General features: G+C 73.5%; 13 protein-coding genes. 2 read left to right on the forward strand and 11 right to left on the reverse strand.

All coding sequences use genetic code 11. From position 1 onward, the window contains the following. Positions 1-29: 29 nt before the first annotated feature. The 6 genes from IE294_RS19980 to pdhA are packed head-to-tail and all read right to left on the reverse strand — an operon-like array spanning position 30 to position 7108. Positions 30-1127, reverse strand: a complete 1098-nt coding sequence (locus IE294_RS19980; protein ID WP_229917234.1) for a potassium channel family protein — start codon at positions 1125-1127, stop codon at positions 30-32. Then, complete coding sequence (locus IE294_RS19985; protein WP_189887995.1) at positions 1124-2509, reverse strand: molybdopterin molybdotransferase MoeA; 1386 nt, start codon at positions 2507-2509, stop codon at positions 1124-1126. Before IE294_RS19985 ends, IE294_RS19980 begins: the two co-directional genes overlap by 4 nt. Then, positions 2506-3435, reverse strand: coding sequence for an NTP transferase domain-containing protein (locus IE294_RS19990; RefSeq protein ID WP_189887998.1), 930 nt, complete (start codon positions 3433-3435; stop codon positions 2506-2508). Before IE294_RS19990 ends, IE294_RS19985 begins: the two co-directional genes overlap by 4 nt. A 60-nt stretch (positions 3436-3495) precedes the next feature. Next, positions 3496-4944: a dihydrolipoamide acetyltransferase family protein gene (locus IE294_RS19995; RefSeq protein ID WP_189888000.1), complete on the reverse strand. Its 1449-nt coding sequence runs from the start codon at positions 4942-4944 to the stop codon at positions 3496-3498. Further along, positions 4944-5948, reverse strand: coding sequence for an alpha-ketoacid dehydrogenase subunit beta (locus IE294_RS20000; protein WP_189888003.1), 1005 nt, complete (start codon positions 5946-5948; stop codon positions 4944-4946). The genes IE294_RS19995 and IE294_RS20000 overlap by 1 nt, the downstream gene beginning before the upstream one ends. Continuing rightward, complete coding sequence (gene pdhA, locus IE294_RS20005) at positions 5945-7108, reverse strand: pyruvate dehydrogenase (acetyl-transferring) E1 component subunit alpha (RefSeq protein ID WP_189888006.1); 1164 nt, start codon at positions 7106-7108, stop codon at positions 5945-5947. The genes IE294_RS20000 and pdhA overlap by 4 nt, the downstream gene beginning before the upstream one ends. Before the next feature lie 190 nt (positions 7109-7298). Between pdhA and IE294_RS20010 the strand changes: the two genes are divergently transcribed. Continuing rightward, entirely contained in the window at positions 7299-7784 is a 486-nt protein-coding gene (locus tag IE294_RS20010; protein WP_030640264.1) for an Lrp/AsnC family transcriptional regulator, read from the forward strand. 2 nt (positions 7785-7786) lie between these two features. Here IE294_RS20010 and IE294_RS20015 read toward each other — a convergent pair whose 3' ends face one another. Together IE294_RS20015 and IE294_RS20020 are read right to left on the reverse strand one after the other, a co-directional pair. Beyond that, on the reverse strand, positions 7787-8374 hold the full coding sequence (locus IE294_RS20015; RefSeq protein ID WP_189888009.1) for a TetR/AcrR family transcriptional regulator: 588 nt from the start codon (positions 8372-8374) through the stop codon (positions 7787-7789). Continuing rightward, the gene (locus tag IE294_RS20020; RefSeq protein ID WP_189888012.1) at positions 8371-9885 is read right to left on the reverse strand and encodes a 3-hydroxyacyl-CoA dehydrogenase; all 1515 of its coding nucleotides are present in this window, start codon (positions 9883-9885) and stop codon (positions 8371-8373) included. Before IE294_RS20020 ends, IE294_RS20015 begins: the two co-directional genes overlap by 4 nt. Positions 9886-10043: 158 nt before the next feature. On the opposite strand from IE294_RS20020, the gene paaN reads away from it, so the two are divergent. Continuing rightward, entirely contained in the window at positions 10044-11735 is a 1692-nt protein-coding gene (paaN, locus tag IE294_RS20025) for a phenylacetic acid degradation protein PaaN (protein ID WP_189888014.1), read from the forward strand. On the opposite strand, the gene IE294_RS20030 is transcribed toward paaN, so the two are convergent. From IE294_RS20030 to IE294_RS20040, 3 genes are read right to left on the reverse strand one after another with little or no spacing between them, the layout of a single operon-like run. Beyond that, positions 11732-12484, reverse strand: a complete 753-nt coding sequence (locus IE294_RS20030; RefSeq protein ID WP_189888017.1) for a TrmH family RNA methyltransferase — start codon at positions 12482-12484, stop codon at positions 11732-11734. The genes paaN and IE294_RS20030 overlap by 4 nt on opposite strands. After that, positions 12481-13692 carry an HTTM domain-containing protein gene (locus IE294_RS20035; RefSeq protein WP_189888020.1) on the reverse strand — a complete coding sequence of 404 codons (1212 nt, stop codon included), beginning with the start codon at positions 13690-13692 and terminating at the stop codon, positions 12481-12483. The genes IE294_RS20030 and IE294_RS20035 overlap by 4 nt, the downstream gene beginning before the upstream one ends. Then, a complete protein-coding gene (locus tag IE294_RS20040) occupies positions 13689-14447 on the reverse strand; it encodes a DUF5819 family protein (protein WP_189888022.1) in 759 nt (252 codons plus the stop codon). Before IE294_RS20040 ends, IE294_RS20035 begins: the two co-directional genes overlap by 4 nt. Positions 14448-14580: the final 133 nt, after the last annotated feature.

Raw genomic sequence — 14580 nt, forward strand, 5'->3', positions numbered from 1 at the left:
GCCGGTGACGCTACTCCCCCGGCGACCGGTCATCCTGGTGGCAGCGGGCGGATGTCCGGGGTGACCTGGGTTCCGGGGGTGGCGCGGACGATGGTGATGAGCCGGTCCGTCAGCTGGAGCGTGCCGACGGACGGATCGTCGTAGCCGAGCACCCGGTGTCCGCGGAGGACGCTCACCACCAGGTCGTCCGTCTCGCGCGGCGTCTTGCCGACCTCGCCGCGGACCACCGGCCGTTCGACGAGGTCCAGCCCGCTGCCCTGCTGGATCAGATCCTCCATGACCATGCCGGCCGCGGGGCTGAGCACGGACAGGCCGAGCAGGCGGCCGGCCGCGCCGGAGCTGGTGATGACGGCATCGGCGCCGGACTGCTTGAGCAGCGGGGCGTTCTCCTCCTCGCGCACCGCGGCCACGATCTTGGCGGTGCGGTTGAGCTGGCGGGCGGTCAGCGTGACCAGGACGGAGGTGTCGTCGCGCTGCGGGGCGACGATGATCTGCCGGGCCTTGTGCACCTCGGCCCGTTTGAGCACGTCACTGCGGGTGGCGTCGCCTATGACGCCCGCGTAGCCATGGGCGGTGGCCGCGTCGATCACCTTGGAGCTGGGGTCGACCACGACCACCTGCTCCTTCTTCAGCCCGGTGGCGCAGACGGTCTGGATGGCCGACCGGCCCTTCGTGCCGAAGCCGATGACGACGGTGTGGTCGCGCAAGGTGGACCTCCAGCGGTTCAGGCGCCATTCCTCACGGGTGCGTTCGGTGAGGACCTCCAGCGTGGTGCCGACCAGGATGATCAGGAACAGCACGCGCAGCGGTGTGATGACGAGGATGTTGGTGAGCCGGGCGCTGTCGCTGACCGGGGTGATGTCGCCGTATCCGGTGGTGGAGAGGGTGACGGTCGCGTAGTAGAACGCGTCGAGCAGATCGACGGGGCCGTCGGAGCTGTCGCGGTAGCCCTCGCGGTCGGCGTAGACGACGAACGCGGTGGCGACCAGCAGCACCAGGGCCATGACGAGCCGCTTGACGACCTGGCGGATCGGACGCTCCACCACTTTCCTCGGGAGTTTCACCCGATGGGTCACCAGATGTTCGCCCGCCTGGCGGGCGATGGCGTCATGGCCCGGAAGTTTCACGTGAAACACACCCCGATTCCGGCGGTCGCCCAGGGCAGGTCCAGCAGCTCGGCCTCCTCGCCCTGTCGGGCCCCGCCCGGCGGTACGACGGCCAGCGCGTCGGCGGCGGCGACGCCTCGGAGCATGGCCGGACCGTTGTAGTGCAGCGGCATGGCGTGGTCACCGCGCAGCACCACGGGGATGAGCCGGGTGTCGTGCGGGTGCCCGTGCACCGCCTCCCGGAGCGGCAGCGTGTACGGCTCGGGGGCGGGGTGTGCGGCAAGGGTCCGCAGCAGCGGCTCGGCGAGGGTGAGCAGGCCGGAGACGGCCGCCAGGGGGTTGCCGGGCAGGCCGACGAGGTGCTGCTGGTCCTTGGTGCGGGCCAGCAGCATGGGGTGGCCGGGGCGCACCTTGACGCCGTCGACGAGGAGTTCGGCGCCGACGCGTTCCAGGACCGGGTGGACGTGGTCGACGGGTCCGGCCGCGGTGCCGCCCGTGGTGACGATCAGGTCGGCGGCGGATCGGGTGACCGCCTTCTGGAGGGCCTTGGCGTCGTCGCCGATCCGGCGTACGGCGATGACGTCGGCACCGAGCGCGCGCAGCCAGGGCGGCAGCATGGGGCCGAGGGCGTCCCGGATCAGCCCGTCGTGCGGCAGGCCCTCGGTGAGCAACTCGTCACCCAGGACAAGGACTTCGGCGCGGGGGCGGGGAACGACGGTGACCGTGTCGTAGCCGGCCGCCGCGGCGAGGCCCAGGACGGCGGGGGTGACCAGGGTGCCGACGGGCAGCAGCTGGTCGCCGCTGCGGCACTCCTGGCCGCGCGGACGGATGTCCTGGCCGTGCAGCATCTCGCGGGTGGTGTGCAGGCGGCCCTGGGCGTCGATCCGGCCGTGCTCGGTGCGCAGGACGGCGGTGGTGTCGACGGGGATACGGGCGCCGGTGGCGATGCGGACCGCCTCGCCGTCGGTGAGGGGTCCGGGCTGCGTGTGCCCGGCGAGCACACCCTCCTCGCGCACCTGCCAGGGTCCGGGCCCGGCGACCGCCCAGCCGTCCATCGCCGAGGTGTCGAAGGAGGGCAGGTCGGTGAGCGCGTCCAGGGGCGCGGCCAGAGCCAGCCCGAGGGCGTCGCCGAGCGGCACGGAGACGGGGGCGCGGCGGGCGCGGGAACGCGCGGCACGCGCGGCGGCCTCCCGGGCCTGGGGCCAGGGGGTGGCCCGGTGCCGTTCTGCGGGCCGCGCACCGGGCGACTGGCCGGCCGGGGCGGACGCCTGGCCCGCGCCGTCGTCCGTGCTGTCGTCCCGTGGCTCCCTGTGAGCATCCCTCACGAGCGCCAGAGCCTCCTCGACGTCGAGGTCGTCGGTGTCTTCGGCGGACGCCTCGGCCCGGGTGCCGGGGGCGGTCATCCGGCGTCCGGGGCGCTCGGGCCCCCGCTCCTCGCGTCCGCACTGCCCTCACCGTTCTCTTCCTCCCAGCGCAGCGCCAGCGCGGCGGCCTTGCGCGCGGCCTCGGCGACGGCCTCGGGGCCGCCCTTGCCCTGGGCGGCGGCGTAGCCGACGAGGAAGGTGGTCAGCGGGGCGGCGGGCCGGGCCACGCCGTGCGCGGCGTCCCGGGCCAGATCGAGGAGGACGCCGGTGTCGACGTCCAGTTCGATGCCCAACTCGTCCTTGACTGCGGAGATCCATTCATCCAACACGGACCCATGCTCCCTGATGCGTGCCCTGGCCGTCGCGATGTCGTCCCAGGTGTCGCAGTCGAAGGAGGCGAGCGGGTCCGGGACGCGGGTGAGGCGCAGCGCTCCGGTCAGCCGGCGCAGCGGCAGTCCGCCGAGGCCGCCGTGCGTGGCAGCGAGGGCGGTCAGCTCACGGCGCAGGGCGGGGGTGCGGTAGGCGGCCACGAGCGGCTGGTCACGGCCGGCGGCGTCGGTGAGCAGCGCACCGTCGGCCCCGGTGTCCTGAAGGGCGGTCAACAGCCGCCGCAGCGTGGTCTGTTCCAGGAAGGGCAGGTCCGCGGAGAGGACGACGGTGTGCCCGGCGGTGGTGAGCCGCAGGCCGGCCTCCAGCGCGGCGACCGGGCCGCCGCCGGGCGGCTCCTCGCGTGCCCAGCGCACCGGGCGTGCGGTGGGCCGGGGCGCGGCCACGACGACGGTCGTACCGGCGTCCGCGCAGGCCGCGAGCACCCGGTCGAGCAGCGCGCGGCCACCGACCCGGAGCCCTGGCTTGTCGGCCCCGCCGAGCCGCCGGGCGGCACCGCCGGCCAGCACGACGGCGTCATACGGCGCGGGGGTGCCGGGGACGGGGGTCCCGGGCGCGGTGGGGGCGGTGTCGGTCACCCTCCGAGTATGTCCTGCCGGTTCCTCCTTCCGAACCTGTGTCTCAGGGGTCGTCGGGTCTCACAGGGTGCGCAGCAGCACCGCCGGCTGTTCCACACAGTCCGCCACGTACCGCAGGAAGCCGCCCGCCGTACCGCCGTCGCACACCCGGTGGTCGAAGGTGAGCGAGAGCTGGACGACCTGGCGGACGGCCAGCTCGCCCTCGTGCACCCACGGCTTGGGGACGATGCGACCGACGCCGAGCATGGCCGCCTCGGGGTGGTTGATGATCGGGGTGGAGCCGTCGACGCCGAAGACGCCGTAGTTGTTCAGCGTGAACGTGCCGCCGGTGAGTTCCCCGGGGGTCAGCGTCCCGGTGCGGGCCGCCTCGGTGAGCCGGGCGAACTCGGCGGTCAGGGATTCGGCGTCGCGTGCGTGGGCGTCCCGGACGACCGGCACGACCAGGCCGCGTTCGGTCTGCGCCGCGAACCCGAGGTGGACCTGGTCGAGCCGGACGACCTCGCGGGCCTCGGTGTCGACGAAGGAGTTCAGCTCGGGGAACCGGGCGAGGCCGGCCGTGCAGATGCGGGCGAGCAGCGCGAGGAGGGAGATCTTCGGGCCTCCGGCCGCGTTCATCGCGGCGCGGGCGCGCATGAGTTCCGTCGCGTCGGCGTCGACCCAGCAGGTCGCGTCCGGGATCTCCCGGCGGCTGCGGGAGAGCTTGTCGGCGACGGCACCGCGCACGCCCTTGAGCGGGACCCGGGTCCCGCCGCCCTGAGCGACGGGCGCCGCGGAAGTCCGTACGACCGTTTCTTCGGCCGTGCGGGCCGGTGCCGCCCCGGCCCGCAGCGCGTTCTCGACGTCCGCGCGCAGGATGAGTCCGTCCGGCCCCGACCCGGCCAGCCGCCGCAGATCGACGCCGTTGTCCCGGGCGAGCTTGCGCACGAGGGGGGAGATCACGGGGACCGGGCCCTCGGTGGGGGCGGCGGTGGGCCCGGCCGGCGCGGCGGTGGGGGCGGAAGCGGGGGCGGGTGCCTGCGTCACCGCCGGTGCGGCCACGCGCGCGGGGGCGTGGGCGCCGACGCGGGCGGTCCCGCGCCGGGCGGCCTGCCCGTTGCCCGGGGCTCCGGCCGGCGCCGCCTGTCCGCTGCCGTCGGCCGCGCGCCGGACGCCCTGTCCGTCGACCGCGGCCGTGCCCGCCCGCACCCGGCGCCGGCGTGCCGCCGGGCCCTGGGTGCCGTACCCCACCAGGACGTTGCCGGAGCCCTCCGGCTCCGGTGCCCGCTCGCCCACGGCCACCGTCAGGAGCGGGGCGCCGACGGGCAGTTCGGTGCCCTCCTCGCCGAAGCGGGCGGTGACCACGCCGCCGTACGGACAGGGCACCTCGACCATCGCCTTGGCCGTCTCGACCTCGACCACCGGCTGGTCCACGGCGACCACGTCACCGACCTGGACCAGCCAGCGGACGATCTCCGCCTCGGTGAGCCCTTCACCGAGGTCGGGCAGCTTGAACTCCAGCACCTGAGCCATCAGCCCTCGGCCTCCCATTGCAGCCGGGCCACGGCGTCCAGGATGCGGTCGACACCGGGCAGGTGGTGCCGCTCCAGCATGGGCGGCGGGTACGGGATGTCGAACCCGGCCACGCGCAGCACCGGCGCCTCCAGGTGGTGGAAGCAGCGTTCGGTGACGCGGGCCGCGATCTCGCCGCCCGGCCCGCCGAACCCGGTGGACTCGTGGACGACGACGGCGCGGCCGGTGCGCCGGACGGACGCGCAGACCGTCTCGTCGTCGAACGGCACCAGGGAGCGCAGGTCGACGACCTCCAGGTCCCAGCCCTCGGCCTGGGCGGCCTCGGCGGCCTCCATGCAGACCGGCAGCGAGGGGCCGTAGGTGATCAGCGTGGCGCTGCGGCCGGTCCGGCGGACCACGGCCCGGCCGATGGGCTCGACGTCCGTCGGCTGCTCGGGGTTCCAGCTGTCCTTCGACCAGTACAGCCGCTTGGGTTCCAGGAAGACGACCGGGTCGTCGGAGGCGATGGCCTGGCGCAGCAGCCCGTAGGCGTCGGCGACGGTGGCGGGGGTGACGACGTGGAGCCCGGGCGTCGCCATGTAGTAGGCCTCGGAGGAGTCGCTGTGGTGCTCGACGCCGCCGATGCCGCCGCCGTAGGGGATGCGGACGGTGATCGGCAGGGGCATCCTGCCGCGCGTGCGGTTGCGCATCCGGGAGACATGGCTGACGAGCTGCTCGAACGCCGGGTAGGCGAAGGCGTCGAACTGCATCTCCACCACGGGCCTGAGGCCGTACATGGCCATGCCGACGGCGGTGCCGAGGATGCCGGCCTCGGCGAGGGGGGTGTCGGTGCAGCGGTCCTCGCCGAACTCCTTGGCGAGCCCGTCGGTGACGCGGAAGACCCCGCCGAGGGTGCCGACGTCCTCGCCCATGACGTGCACGGTCGGGTCGGCGGCCATCGCGTCGCGCATCGCGCGCGTGAGGGCCTGCGCCATGGTGGCGGGCTTGACGGCGACGGTGGTCATCGGGCCCCGCCTTCCGGGGCGCCGGGCTCGCCGTGCTGCTCCTGCTCGGCCTCCAGCTCGGCACGCAACAGGGCGCGCTGTTCGCGCAGTTGGGAGGTGGTCTCCGCGTAGACGTGGTCGAAGAGGTCCATCGGGTCGAGTTCGGGGTCCCGGTTCATGCGTTCCCGCAGGGAGGCGGCCATCGTCTCGGCGTCCTGGCGGGCCGCCTCGATGCCGGCGTCGTCCAGCAGTCCGCGCGTGGTCAGTTCGCGCTCCAGCAGCTCGATGGGGTCGTGGGCGCGCCAGGCCGCGACCTCGGCCTCGCCCCGGTAGCGGGTGGCGTCGTCGGCGTTGGTGTGGGCGTCGACGCGGTACGTCACCGCTTCCACCAGGGTCGGGCCGCCGCCCGCGCGCGCGTGCCGTACGGCGTCGCCGAGGACCTCGTGCACGGCCGCGGCGTCGTTGCCGTCGACCAGCCGGCCCGGCATGCCGTACCCGACGGCCTTGTGGGCCAGGGAGGGCGCGGCGGTCTGCTTGGCGAGCGGTACGGAGATGGCAAAGCCGTTGTTCTGCACCAGGAAGACGACCGGTGCCTGCCAGACGGCGGCGAAGTTCAGCGCCTCGTGGAAGTCGCCCTCGCTGGTGCCGCCGTCGCCCACCATGGCCAGCGCGACCACGTCGTCACCCTTGAGGCGGGCGGCGTGGGCGAGGCCGACGGCGTGCGGGAGCTGGGTGGCGAGCGGGGTGCTCAGTGGGGCCACCCGGTGGGCGTAGGGGTCGTAGCCGTGGTGCCAGTCGCCGCGCAGCAGGGTGAGCGCCTCGGCGGGGTCCACGCCCCGGGCGACGACGGCGAGCGTGTCGCGGTAGCTGGGGAAGAGCCAGTCGCGCTCCTCCAGCGCCAGGGCGGCGGCGATCTCGCAGGCCTCCTGGCCGGTGCTGGACGGGTAGACGGCGAGCCGGCCCTGCTTGGTGAGGGCGGTGGCCTGCGTGTTGTACCGGCGGCCACGCACCAGCTCGGCGTACAGCCGGCGCAGCAGGCCGGGGTCGGCCTTGCCGGCCGCCTCGGTGCCGAGGACGCGGTAGGGCTCGGCGTCGGGCAGCAGCGGCGCGGCGTCCATACGGGGCTGCCAGGCGGGCGGCGGCGATGGCCGGTACGCGCCCCGCTGCTCCAGAACCGTCATGACGGCACCTCCTCGTGGGGGTGGCTACGGGAGGCGTGTCGCCTGTGACCCGCCTCACCAACCGATTGTTCGGTCGTCGGCACAATTTGGCTACAGGTGCCTTCAGGCTGTGGACAAACGGTTCTCCACAGCCTGGAATGACAGCAGGACGTCCATGGCGAGGAAGCGGGGGGACATGGGAGCTGAACAAATGGCCGCCGGGCCGCAGGACGGCGCGGCGCTGCCGCCCCCGCGCCCGCTGGACGCCATCGACCAGGACATCCTGAAGATCCTCCAGGCGGACGGCCGGGCCTCGATACGGTCCGTCGCCGAGCGCGTCCACGTCTCGCGCGCCAACGCCTACGCGCGCATCAACCGGCTCGTCGAGGACGGGGTGATCCGGGGCTTCAGCGCGCGCGTGGACCACGAACGGGCGGGTCACGGCACGTCGGCGTACATCACGCTGAAGATCGTCCAGAACAGCTGGCGCACGGTCCGCGAGCAGCTCAGGCAGCTGCCCGGCGCCTCCCACATCGCCCTGGTGGGCGGCGACTTCGATGTGCTGCTGCTGGTGCACACACCCGACAACCGGGCGCTGCGCGAGCTGGTGCTGACCCGGCTCCAGGCGATCCCCGAGGTGCTCAGCACCCGCACGCTGCTGGTGTTCGAGGAGGAGGACCTGGAGCCGGAGGGCTGAGGTCAGTCCTGGCGCAGCCCCGAGAAGACCAGCCGGACGACGGCGTCGGCCACCTCCTGGCCGCTCGCGCCCCGCGCGTCCGGCCGGTACCACTCCACGATCGAGTTGACCATCCCGAAGACCAGCCGGGTGGCCAGGCGGACCTCCACGTCGCCGCGTACGTCCCCGTCGGCCGCCGCCGCCTTCAGCAGCTCGGCGACCCGGTGGTCGAAGTCGCGGCGCCGTTCCAGCGCCCAGCGCTCGGTCTCGGTGTTGCCGCGCACGCGCAGCAGCAGCGTCACGTAGGGCAGCTCGGCTATGAGCACCTCGACCATGCGGCGCACGACGTGCTCCAGCCGTCCGGCCGGACGCCCCGCGCGCGCGTGCTCCTCCTCCAGGATGGCGAACAGGCCGTCCAGGGCGCGGCTGACGGCCCGGCGCAGCAGCTCCTCCTTGCCGCTGACGTGGTGGTATATCGACGACTTGGAGATGCCCGCCGCCTTGGACAGGTGCTCCATGGAGGTGCCGTCGTAGCCGCGTTCGTTGAAGACGCGGACGGCGACGGAGAGCAGCGTCTCGGGGGTGTAGGTGTCGCGCTTGGCCGTGGTCATGAGGTGCCCTCCCGCTTGTCGGTGGCATACGCGTGGCGGTACAGCGCGAGGGAGGGCGCGTAGCGTCCGGAGGGGTCGCGCTCGTGCATCTCGTCCAGGACGTCGAAGGCGAAGTCGCGGCCGAGCCTGCGGTCCCACTCGAAGGGCCCGAGCGGGTAGTTCACGCCGAGGCGCATCGCGGTGTCGATGTCCTCCTCGGTGGCCACGCCCTTGGCGACGGCGTCGTGGGCGAGGTCGATGATCCGGGCGACCGTGCGGGCGACGATCATGCCGGGGACGTCGCCGATGACGCTGACGTCCTTGCCGAGCGCCTGGAACAGGCCGGTGGCCTCGGCGAGGGTCCGCGGCGAGGTGTCCTGGGCGGCGGACAGGGCGACGCGGGTGGCCGTGCGGTAGTCCAGGGCGAGGTCGAAGTAGACGACGTCCCGGAACTCCGCCGAGGTCTGGCCGTCGGCGAGGACGAGCTGGCCGCCGCTGGGGAGCACCAGGCGGGTGCCGTGGTCCTCGTCCTCCTCGCGGACCCGGATGCCCGCCTCGCGGATCAGGGTCAGCAGTTCGGCGGCCGGCCCGAGACCGCCCTCGGCGATGACGTAGGCGGGCGGCTGCTCCTTGTCGGCGGTGTGCGGCTCGGGCCGCTCGGCGCCGTCGGCGTAGTCGTACCAGCCGCGTCCGCTCTTGCGGCCGAGCCGTCCGGACTCCACCAGCCGGCGCTGGGCGAGCGAGGGCGTGAAGCGCGCGTCCTGGAAGAAGGACTGCCACACCGAGTGGGTGACGGACTCGTTGACGTCCTGGCCGATCAGGTCGGTCAGCTCGAACGCGCCCATCCTGAAGCCGCCGCACTCCCGCAGCACCGCGTCGATGGTGGCGGGGTCGGCGGCCTGGGCCTCGTGGACCGCGAACGCCTCGGCGTAGAACGGCCGGGCGATGCGGTTGACGATGAAGCCGGGGGTGTCCGCGCAGGCCACCGGCGTCTTGCCCCAGGCGCGGGCGGTCTCGTACGCGCGCGTGGCCGACGTGACGTCGGTGGCGAACCCGGAGACCACCTCGACCAGCGGCAGCAGCGGCGCCGGGTTGAAGAAGTGCAGGCCGACGAAGCGGCCGGGGTTGCGCAGGGCGCCGCCGACGGCCGTCACCGACAGCGAGGAGGTGTTGGTGGCGAGCAGGCAGTCCTCGGCGACGATCTCCTCCAGTTCGCCGAAGAGCCGCTGCTTGACGTCCAGCCGCTCCAGGACGGCTTCCACGACCAGCCCGCAGTCGGCCAGGTCCGCGAGGTTGTCCACGGGCTCCAGGCGGGCGCGGGCGGCGTCGCGGTCGGCTGCAGTGAGCCGGTCCTTGGCCACGAGCCGGTCGAGCCGGGCGCCGATCGCTCCGGCCGCGTCCCGGGCCCGCCCGGGTGCGGCGTCGTAGAGCCGCACGGGGTGCCCGGCGACCAGCGCGACCTGGGCGATTCCCTGGCCCATGGTGCCGGTGCCGACGACGGCCACGGGGCTGCTGAGGTCGAGTCCTGTCATGTGCGCGATCCTCCCGCACGGGGTTTTCCACAGATACGGCGGACCCCCTTGTACCGACCGATCGTTCGGTTACTCTAGCTCTGACCGTCCCATCCCGCTGCTCTTTCTGCCAGGTCCGAACTCGACGACGAGTTCTCCAGACGAGGAGTTGGTCCCGCATGGCCGCCGAACTGACCGCGCCCGAGCTGATCGAAAATCACCGGCCCACGCTCGACCAGGCCCTGGAGGCCATCCGCACCCGCGCGTACTGGTCCCCGCACCCCGAGCACCCCAAGGCCTACGGCGAGGGCGGAAGCCTGGACGCCGCGGCGGGCAAGGCCGCCTTCGACGCCGTGCTGGGCACCCGCCTCGACCTCGGCCAGCCCGGCACGGACGACTGGGTGGGCGGCGAGGTCTCGCCGTACGGCATCGAGCTGGGCGTCACGTACCCGCACGCGGACGTCGACGTGCTGCTCCCGGCCATGCGGGCCGGGCAGCGGGCCTGGCGGGACGCGGGCCCGGAGGTCCGGGCGGTGGTATGTCTGGAGATCCTCAAGCGGATCAGCGACCGGACGCACGAGTTCGCGCACGCCGTCATGCACACCAGCGGGCAGGCCTTCATGATGGCGTTCCAGGCGGGCGGCCCGCACGCCCAGGACCGCGGCCTGGAGGCGGTGGCGTACGCGTACGCGGAGCAGGTCCGCACCCCGGAGTCGGCGGAGTGGACCAAGCCGCAGGGCAAGCGCGACCCGCTGGCCCTCACCAAGCGGTTCACCGCGGTCCCGCGCGGCATCGGCCTGGTCATCGGCTGCAACACCTTCCCGACCTGGAACGGCTACCCCGGCCTGTTCGCCTCCCTGGCCACCGGCAACGCGGTCCTGGTCAAGCCGCACCCGCGCGCGGTGCTGCCGCTCGCGCTGACCGTCCAGGTCGCCCGGGAGGTCCTGGCCGGGGCGGGCTTCGACCCGAACCTGGTGGCGCTGGCCGCCGAGCGCCCCGGCGAGGGCATCGCGAAGACCCTCGCCACCCGCCCCGAAATCAAGATCATCGACTACACCGGGTCGACGTCCTTCGGCGACTGGCTGGAGGCCAACGCCCGCCAGGCACAGGTCTACACGGAGAAGGCCGGCGTCAACACGGTGCTCGTGCACTCCACGGACGACTACAAGGGCATGCTGTCCAACCTGGCGTTCTCGCTGTCCCTGTACAGCGGCCAAATGTGCACCACCCCGCAGAACCTGCTCATCCCCCGCGACGGCATCGCCACCGACCAGGGTCCCAGGACGTTCGACGAGGTCACCGCCGACCTCGCCCGCGCGGTCGACGGGCTGCTCGGCGACGACGCGCGGGCGAACGCGCTGCTGGGCGCGATCGTCAACCCGGACGTCAAGGCCCGCCTGGAGGCCGCGGCCGGCCTCGGCGAGGTCGCCCTCGCCTCCCGCGAGGTCACCAACCCGGAGTTCCCGGGCGCGGTGGTCCGCACCCCGGTCGTCGTCAAGCTGGACGGCGCCAAGCCGGACGACGAGGCCGCGTACATGAGCGAGTGCTTCGGCCCGGTCTCCTTCGCCGTCGCCGTCGACTCGGTGACGGACGCGGTGGAGCTGCTGCGCCGCACGGTCCGCGAGAAGGGCGCGATGACGGTCGGCGCGTACACCACGGACGCGGAGACCGAGCGCGCCGTCGAGGAGGTCTGCCTGGAGGAGGCGGCCCAGCTCTCCCTCAACCTGACCGGCGGGGTCTACGTCAACCAGACGGCCGCGTTCTCCGACTTCCACGGCTCGGGCGGCAACCCGGCGGCCAACGCGGCCCTCACCGACGGCGCGTTCGTCGCCAACCGCTTCCGGGTGGTGGAGGTGCGCCGGGAGGCCTAGGCCGTGGGCGCGGCGCCGGTCGCGCTCCAGTGGTACAGCGTCATCGCCACGCTGGTGGCCAGGTTGTAGCTGGAGACCTGGGGGCGCATCGGGAGGCGCAGCAGGTGGTCGGCCCGGGCGCGCAGTTCCGGCGACAGGCCGGAGCGTTCCGAGCCGAAGGCCAGCAGGGCGTCGTCGGGCAGCTTGGTGCCGCGGATGTCCTCGCCCTCCGGGTCGAGGGCGAACAGCGGCCCGGCGGGCAGCTCGTCGACGCCCAGGCGCTCGACGGCGGTCGCGAAGTGCAGACCCGCGCCGCCGCGCACCACCGTGGGGTGCCAGGGGTCGAGCGTGCCCGTCGTGACCACACCGGTCGCCCCGAAACCGGCGGCCAGCCGGATCACGGCCCCGGCGTTGCCCAGGTTGCGGGGGTTGTCCAGGACCACGACGGGCGCGGTGCGGGGCGTGCGGGCGAGCGCGCGCAGGCCGGCCTCGCGGGACGGCCGCAGCGCGAGGGCGGCCACACCGGTCGGATGGGGGCGCGGGACGAGGGAGGCGTACGCCTGGCCGGGCACCTCCACGAGGAGGGCGTCCAGGGTGTCGCGCACGTCCCCGGCCAGCTCCTCGGCGAGGGCCAGGGCGGCCCGCCGGTCGGTGGTGACCGCGACCGGTACCTCGGCCCCGAAGCGCAGCGCGTGCTTCAGGGCGTGGAAGCCGTCGAGCAGCACGGCGGTGTCCGCGTGCTCGCGCCAGCGGCTCAGCGGATCGCTCATGCGGTGAACCCTACGTGGTCCGCCGTGCTCTCCTCCGGGGAGCGCGGCGCGGGAACCGTACGGCCGCCGCGCCGGGCGAACCGCCCCCGCGCGCGTGCCGCCAGGTCGCCCAGCCGGCGCAGGAAGGACGTCGGCAGGAAGACCGCGTCGGCGGTGATCATCGCCAGCGAGAAGAACGGCAGTCCGAGGACGACGGCGATCACCGCGTGCTCGGTCATCATCAGCACCAGCAGGACGTTCTTGACCCGCCGGTTGAACAAGGTGAACGGGAAGGCCACCTGCACCATGACGGTCCCGTAGGCCACGATCATCAGGATCGTGCCGCTGGACGACATCAGGTCGGCGAGGCCGGGCCAGGGCGAGAAGTAGTCCAGGTGGAGCGGGTAGTAGACGGCCGTGCCGTCCTGCCAGCGCGAGCCCTGCACCTTGTACCAGCCGGCCGTGGCGTAGATCAGACAGGCCTCCGCCATGATCACGACCAGGGCGCCGTTGTGCAGGATGTTGGCGATGACGTCCAGCAGCATCCGCGGCTGCCGCCATGCCTCCCGGCGTCCGACGGCCCACCACAGGCCGAGCACCGCCCAGACCGTCCACAGCAGCGCCTGGATCAGCCAGCCGTTGTCGAACCGGCCGGTCACCGTCGCCGTGCCCAGCGCCAGGCCGAGCACCGCCCACAGCACCGGTCCCACCCGGTCGGCGGGCGCCCGCTCGCCCCGCGCGCGTGCCGCCGCGGCGTGGGCCGCCCGCCGCGCGTCGAGGGACCACACCTGTCCGCAGCGCGTGAACACCAGGTAGATGGCCATCAGGTGCAGGACGTTGTCGCCGCCGTCGCCGATGAACACACTGCGGTTCTGCAACGACAGCACGCCCACCATGAACAGCACGGACGCGGTCCGGGTGCGCCAGCCGAGCACCAGGGCCGCGCTGGCGAGGATGGCCAGCGTGTAGCAGCACTCGAACCAGAGCTGTCCGTCGGACCACAGCAGCGCCGTGAAGGCGTGGTTGTCGGCGGTCAACTGTCTGGCGAGGTTCCAGCCCCACGGTCCGGCGGGGCCGTACAGCTCCTGGCGGTGCGGGAACTCGCGCAGCAGGAACAGCAGCCAGGTCCCGGCGAAGCCGATCCGGATCACAGCGCTCTGGTAGGGCCCGAGGGCCGCCTCGGTGATCCGGGCGACACCGCGCGACAGCGTCAGGGAGAGACGGTTCACCGCACACCTCCGGCGGCCTCGTCGGCGGTCACGGACCACCAGGACAACAGGCGGTAGACGGGCTTGTCGGAGATCCGCTCACGGCTCCACGGCGGCGGCTGCACATTGGTGGTGCTGGAACGGACCTGCACGCGCTGTATCACGCCTTCCCGGCTCGTCGGATCGTCCCGGTACAGGCGCATCACCACGATCCGGCGCAGGTACTGCTCGGACAGGGAGCCGCGCAGGCCGACGGGACGGTTGTCGGCGGCGTGCGTGGCGGTGAAGAAGTCCCAGGCCCGGCGCAGCTCGTTCTGCTGGGTGTGGCTGGGCGCCAGGTTGCCGTCGATGGCGGCGCCGTCCTGGGCGGACAGGTCGGTCCACCCGGTGGTGCGCAGGCCGCCGTCCCGCATCCGCACCTCGGCGCGGACCTGTACGGCGATGTTCTGCTGCAACGGGTTCGGGGCGAACAGCTTCCAGTTCTGCTCGAACTCCGGGTACACCCACTCCTCTATCGCCTTGCCGTGCTGCTTCGTCACGGTGTTCGCGGGCGCGAGGCTGAGGAAGACCATCAGCAGGTGCACACAGGCGGCCACGGCGACGACGGCGAGCGCCAGCGCGGCACCGACCTGGTAGCCGGGGGAGAGCGCGGCGACGCCGGTGCGGGGCCTGGGCGCCTCGGCGGGCGGCGGCTGCGCGGGTTCTTCCGGGAGACGCGTCCCGGCCGGCCCGTCCGGGCCCTGCGGGCCCCGCGAGTCCTCGTCGTACGCGTCCATTCCGTCCCGTCCCCCGTTTCGGCTCGTGTGGCTGGTCAGTCGTTCGGCTCGTGCGGTTCGTGCGGCCCGGTCGTCCGGCCCAGCGGTCGGCTGAGCGGGGCGGCGCGGGAGCGCGACGCCCGTCACAGGTGTC

Source organism: Streptomyces canarius (assembly GCF_014650735.1).
Lineage (GTDB): Bacteria > Actinomycetota > Actinomycetes > Streptomycetales > Streptomycetaceae > Streptomyces > Streptomyces olivaceoviridis.